This window comes from Stenotrophomonas sp. P5_A8, from assembly GCF_056400545.1.
Genome location: NZ_JBFULB010000283.1, coordinates 1 through 4,991 on the forward strand (window position 1 = coordinate 1; position 4,991 = coordinate 4,991).

Below are 4,991 nucleotides of genomic sequence, written 5' to 3' on the forward strand. Positions count from 1 at the left end.
CAGCTCTACAAGGCGCTGGTGCCGGGCACCACCCTGCTGGTCACCAGCCTGCCGGCGGTGCGTCCGGAGGCCGATGAACAGAACCTGCAGCCGGTGTTGGAATCCGACGCTGGCGGGTCCACCTTGTAGGCATGGGTCCTGCGGGTATGCCGTTGATGCGTGTGTCCACCTTTTCCTGGAATGCCCTGTGCGGGCTGGCGCTGACCGCGTCGGCCGCCGCGGTAGAGGCTGCCCCGGCAGTGGCGGCCGGGACGTTGCCGCCGGCGCAGCTGGCCGACATGCTCGCCCGCGCCGCGCCCGGCGCGGACCGCAAGGTCCTGCAGCTGGCCGCCAAGGCGATGTCGTGTGCGCTGCGTCGGCCGGAGTTGGGCATCGATCCGACCCGGCTGAGCGTGATCGATTATTCGCGGCCCTCGACCCAGCAGCGCATGTGGGTGTTCGACCTGGCCCGGCAGAAGCTGCTGTTCGAAGAATGGGTGGCGCATGGCCGCAACAGTGGTGGCAACCAGACCGAGCACTTCTCCAACCGCGACGGCAGTTTCATGTCCAGCCTGGGCGCGTTCACCGCCAAGGAAACCTACATGGGCGGCAACGGCTACTCGCTGCGCCTGGAAGGCCTGGAGCCGGGCTTCAACGACCATGCGCGCGACCGCGCCATCGTCATCCACGGGGCGCCGTACGTGAACCCGACCATGGCGCGCCTGCAGGGCCGCCTCGGCCGTAGCCTGGGCTGCCCGGCAGTACGCCTCACGGTGGCCAAGCCGCTCATCGACAGCCTGCGCGGCGGTGCGATGGTGTTCGCCTACTACCCCGACAAGGACTGGCTGGCGCGCTCGCAGCTGCTCGGACCGGACTGCGGTGGCAGCGCCGGCTGAGCGTGCTGGGGCACAATGGCGGCATGTCGACCGATACCGTCCTGAGCGCGGCCACGCGCGTCATTCCCAGTTTCGAATACCGTCGCGAACGTTGGCGCAACGGCATGGGCTGGACCCGAGAAATCCTGCGCGTGCCGGACAATGATGGCTGGCAGGTGCGCTTGTCGATTGCCGAGATCGAACAGGACGCGGCGTTTTCCGCGTTCCCCGGCATCGAGCGCGAGCTGGTGCTGCTGCGTGGGGAAGGGCTGCGTCTGCGTTTCGCGGATGGCACGGTACATACACTGTCGCCCCCGCACGACCGGCTGCGTTTTGCCGGCGAGGCGCAGGTCAGCGGCGAGCTGGTCGATGGCCTCACCCACGATTTCAACCTGATGTGGCGGCGCGACACGCTCGATGCAGCGCTACTGCACCGACCGTTGGTGGGCAGCATGTTCTTCTTCACCGAGCCCGCGGTGGCCTGGGCGATTCACCTGCTGGCCGGCCAGGCCGCGTTCGAGGGGGAGGCCGGAATGCCACCGTTGGAGGCGGGTGACACCGCGTGGCTGGCCGCTGGCGCGCGCAAGCGATTTGCGTTGCGCGGTGGCGGCGAGCTGCTGGCGATCCGGCTGAGTCCGCGTTAGGGACGCATCCCGATCGATCACCGATACCCGTGTGCCACGTTCGGTGGCGACCTGACCGGTGGCGAAGGCGGCTTCGGTGGAGATGATGCGTGTGTCGCGCCGATCACGGTCATCGTTCGTTTGGGAACCGACCCTATCGGCTGCGGCGCACTGGGTGCGCTCAATACACGTCGCGGCGGTACCTGCCGGCCACGATCAACGCTTCCTTGCCTTCGCGTCCCAGTGCGCGTTCGATCACGTCGTCCACTGCCGGGGCCATGCCCTGCAGACTGCCGCAGACCAGGATCGTGGCGCCGTCGCGGACCCACTGCCACAGCGTGTCGATGTTGGCCTGCAGCCGGTCCTGCACGTAACGATGCTCGCCGCCGTCTCGGCTGAACACCGTATCCAGACGCTCGATCCAGCCGGCCTGCTGCCAGGCCTGCAGTTCATCGCCGAAGTAGAAGTCATGCGCAGCGGTACGTTCGCCGAACAGCAGCCAGTTGCGCCGCGCGCCGGCATCCCTGCGTGCACGCAGGTGCGCGCGCAGGCCGGCGATGCCGGTGCCGTTGCCGATCAGGATCAGCGGTGCGTCGGTAGCGGGCGCGTGGAAATTCGGATTGCTGCGGAAGCGCAGGTCGATGCGTCCACCGAGGGCGGCGTGATCGCACAACCAGCCGCTGCCCAGGCCGGGCGTGCCATCGGGACGCAACTGGCGGCGCAGCAACAGCTGCACGTCACCTTCGACCGGCATGCTGGCGATGGAGTATTCGCGATGGGGCAGCGGTCGCAGCGCGGAAACCAGCAATGCGGCATCGGCGGACGGTGTTTCTTCAGCGGTCGGCAGGTGCGCACAGGCAAGATGCTCGCGCAACGCGACGCCGTCGATCACCTGCGAGCCGTCCAATGCGGCCTCGGCCAGCCATGCCTCGACAGCGGCCGGCGCGTGGCGTGGACCGATCTCCACCACATCGCCCGCCTGCCAGACCGGCAGCACACCGTCGGCCGGTAACAGCGATACCGCCCAGGTGCCCGCGCCAGGGCTCCCGGGATTCTGCAGCGCACGGCTGCGCAGCTGCCAGTGCTGATACTCGGCCGGGGTCCAGTCGGGCAGGTCGGTCGCCGTACCCCCAAGTTGGCCAAGCAACTGCTGCCAGTGGCGCAGCGCGGCCGGATCGGCGTTGTCCACCTCGACGGTGTCGAACAGCGGGTGCGCACCCTGCCGGCGCAACCAGGTATCCAACTGATGGCCGAACGCGCAGAAATGCCCATAACTGCGGTCACCAAGCGCCAGCACGCCGTACTGCAGGTCGGGCAGCGCCAACGACTGCGACATCACGGTGCGCAGGAACGGCAGCGCATGATCGGGTGCATCGCCTTCACCGGTGGTGCTGGCCACGAACAACACCTGCGTCGCCTGCTGCAACGCGTTGCTGTCGATCTGGTGCAGACCCCGGATGCGTACCGGCAGGCCGGCCGCGCGCAGTGCCTCGGCACTGCGCGCGCACACCTGCTGGGCGAAGCCGGTCTGGCTGGCCCAGACCAGCAGGATCGGTGCCTGTCCTTCACTGCCTGCATCGTCGCGTGGGCGCCCACGCCACCAGATCAGCGCGCATAGCGCGGCATAGCCGAGCACGCTGCCGATTGCCCAGCGCCAGTGCGAGGCCAGCGGCGCGCCCTGCCACCCGTCTTTCTGCAGGTGCAGGCGCAACAGCAACCACGCCAACACCGCCAACGCGGCGAGCACCAGCAGGTTGCCGACCACGGCGCGCGACGGACGGCTCATGCGGCCGGCGCCTGCTGCACATCGAACAGACGTTCGAACGCCGGGCTCATGTGTTCTTCAATGCCATTGGAGCCACGACTGACGAAGCGCACGGCCAGGTCGTGCGCGCGCGCGAACGCCAGCCCCTGCTCGAYGCCCATCACGGTGAGCGCGGTGGCCCAGCCGTCGGCATGCATCGCATCGCGTGCCACCACAGTGRCGGCTGCGGCGGCACGGGTGACCGGTGCGCCGCTGCGTGGGTCCAGGGTATGACTGAACTGCGCGCCGTCCTGCTCGAAGTGGTGCCAGCGGTCGCCGGAGGTGGCCACGGCCAGGTCATCCAACCCAAGCACGCGCGGCGGCAGGTCGGTACTGGCCTCTTCTTCCGGGCCGGCTTCCACCAGCACGCGCCACGGTTGGCCATCGGGCTTGCGACCGTAGCCGTACAGCTCGCCGCCAACGTCGACCAGCGCCGCGCGTACGCCCTGTTCGCGCAGCCAGTGGCCCACCTGGTCCACGCCGAAGCCCTTGGCGATCGCCGACAGGTCCAGCGCGACGCCGCCGGGTTGCTGCAGCGCGCGGTCCCGCCAGAGCAGGCGTTGCCAGCCACAACGCGCGCGGGTGGCCGCGAGCACCGCCGGATCGGGGATGCGCTGGGCGTGGGCGTGCGCGCCAAAACCCCACAGCGCCACCAGCGGGCCGACGGTGGGATCGAAGGCACCGCCGCTGCGCGCGGCGATGTCCAGCGCGGCGTCGAGTACCTGCGCGAACAAGGGCGGCAGCGGATGTACGCTGCCGCTGTCGGCGCGGTTGAAGCGTGAGATATCGCTGCCTGCTTCCCAGGTGCTCATCTGCGCGACGATGGCGTCGAGCTGGGCCTGGATGCCGGTGTGCAGCGGAGGCAGATCGCGCGTACGCGCCACCACCAGCTTTACCTGCCAGGTGGTGCCCATGGTGTGGCCACCGAGGCTGGCGATGTCGAAATCCGTGTTGTTCATGGGGTGGGCATGGCGGGCACGGTCGGCCCGATTGCCGATAAGGGTCTGGTGAAAGGCCCCCTCCATGCTGAAGGGGGCGTGGCAACCGCGCAGGCTGGACGTGACCTGCGCGGCGGTGAACGCCTTGGGCGATTACTGCGGCAGCACTTCCAGCGTGGCGACGTAGTTCAGGCGACGGGTCTTGGCCTGCTTCAGCGAGGTCTTCTTGTCTTCGCTGCTGGTTTCCAGCCAGTACATGCCGGCTTCGGGCCAGGTGACGGTGAACTCGCCCTTCTTGTCGGTGCTCACCTTGATCTCATTCTGGGCGTTGCGGTAACGCGTGCCGCCGCGGGTGATCTCGAACGCCAGGCCGGCGCGCGGCTTGCCATCGACCAGCACGCGAAAGCTTGCCGCTTCGCCGGCGGCCAGGTCGTTGGGGTGACCCAGAGCGACCAGCTCGATGCCCTGCTTGGTGGGGGCCAGCGCGGTGGCGTTCGGGGTGCCGTTGGTGACGAAGGTCTCGATGCGGTTGACCGACTGCGACACCTGCAGCTTCTTGGCTTTCTTCGGCACTTCGGTGGCGAAGGTGGCCGGGGTGCCGCGCCAGCGCTTGGGCTTGCCGGCTTCTTCCCAGCTGGCCGACAGGCCGCTGCTGACCGAGGCCAGGCGGTAGGTGCCCTGCTGGGTCAGTTCCACGTCGAAGACGCTGCGGTACTTGCCGGTGGACGCGTTCTGCGGCTGCACGGTGCTGCCGTCCGGCGCGGTGATGACC

Annotated in this window: 5 protein-coding genes and 1 pseudogene; 3 read left to right on the forward strand and 3 right to left on the reverse strand. The window is 68.7% G+C overall.

Features of this window, described 5'->3' with window-relative positions:
- From AC1DQP_RS16310 to AC1DQP_RS16320, 3 genes and pseudogenes are all read left to right on the forward strand, one after another.
- Nucleotides 1-129 (forward strand): annotated as a pseudogene (locus tag AC1DQP_RS16310) (L,D-transpeptidase); the annotation flags it as partial.
- Nucleotides 130-155: 26 nt separating this feature from the next.
- Nucleotides 156-875: a murein L,D-transpeptidase catalytic domain family protein gene (locus AC1DQP_RS16315; RefSeq protein ID WP_457320419.1), complete on the forward strand. Its 720-nt coding sequence runs from the start codon at nt 156-158 to the stop codon at nt 873-875.
- Between the two features lie 23 nt (nt 876-898).
- Nucleotides 899-1,498 carry a HutD/Ves family protein gene (locus AC1DQP_RS16320; RefSeq protein ID WP_457320417.1) on the forward strand — a complete coding sequence of 200 codons (600 nt, stop codon included), beginning with the start codon at nt 899-901 and terminating at the stop codon, nt 1,496-1,498.
- Between the two features lie 160 nt (nt 1,499-1,658).
- Here the strand turns inward: AC1DQP_RS16320 and AC1DQP_RS16325 are convergent, their stop codons facing one another.
- The 3 genes from AC1DQP_RS16325 to AC1DQP_RS16335 form a co-directional block, all read right to left on the reverse strand.
- Complete coding sequence (locus AC1DQP_RS16325; protein WP_478052012.1) at nt 1,659-3,263, reverse strand: sulfite reductase subunit alpha; 1,605 nt, start codon at nt 3,261-3,263, stop codon at nt 1,659-1,661.
- A complete protein-coding gene (locus AC1DQP_RS16330; protein ID WP_478052013.1) occupies nt 3,260-4,240 on the reverse strand; it encodes an FAD:protein FMN transferase in 981 nt (326 codons plus the stop codon). The genes AC1DQP_RS16325 and AC1DQP_RS16330 overlap by 4 nt, the downstream gene beginning before the upstream one ends.
- A 132-nt stretch (nt 4,241-4,372) precedes the next feature.
- A partial coding sequence (locus tag AC1DQP_RS16335; protein WP_478052014.1) for a DUF4198 domain-containing protein occupies nt 4,373-4,991 on the reverse strand: 619 nt, incomplete at its 5' end.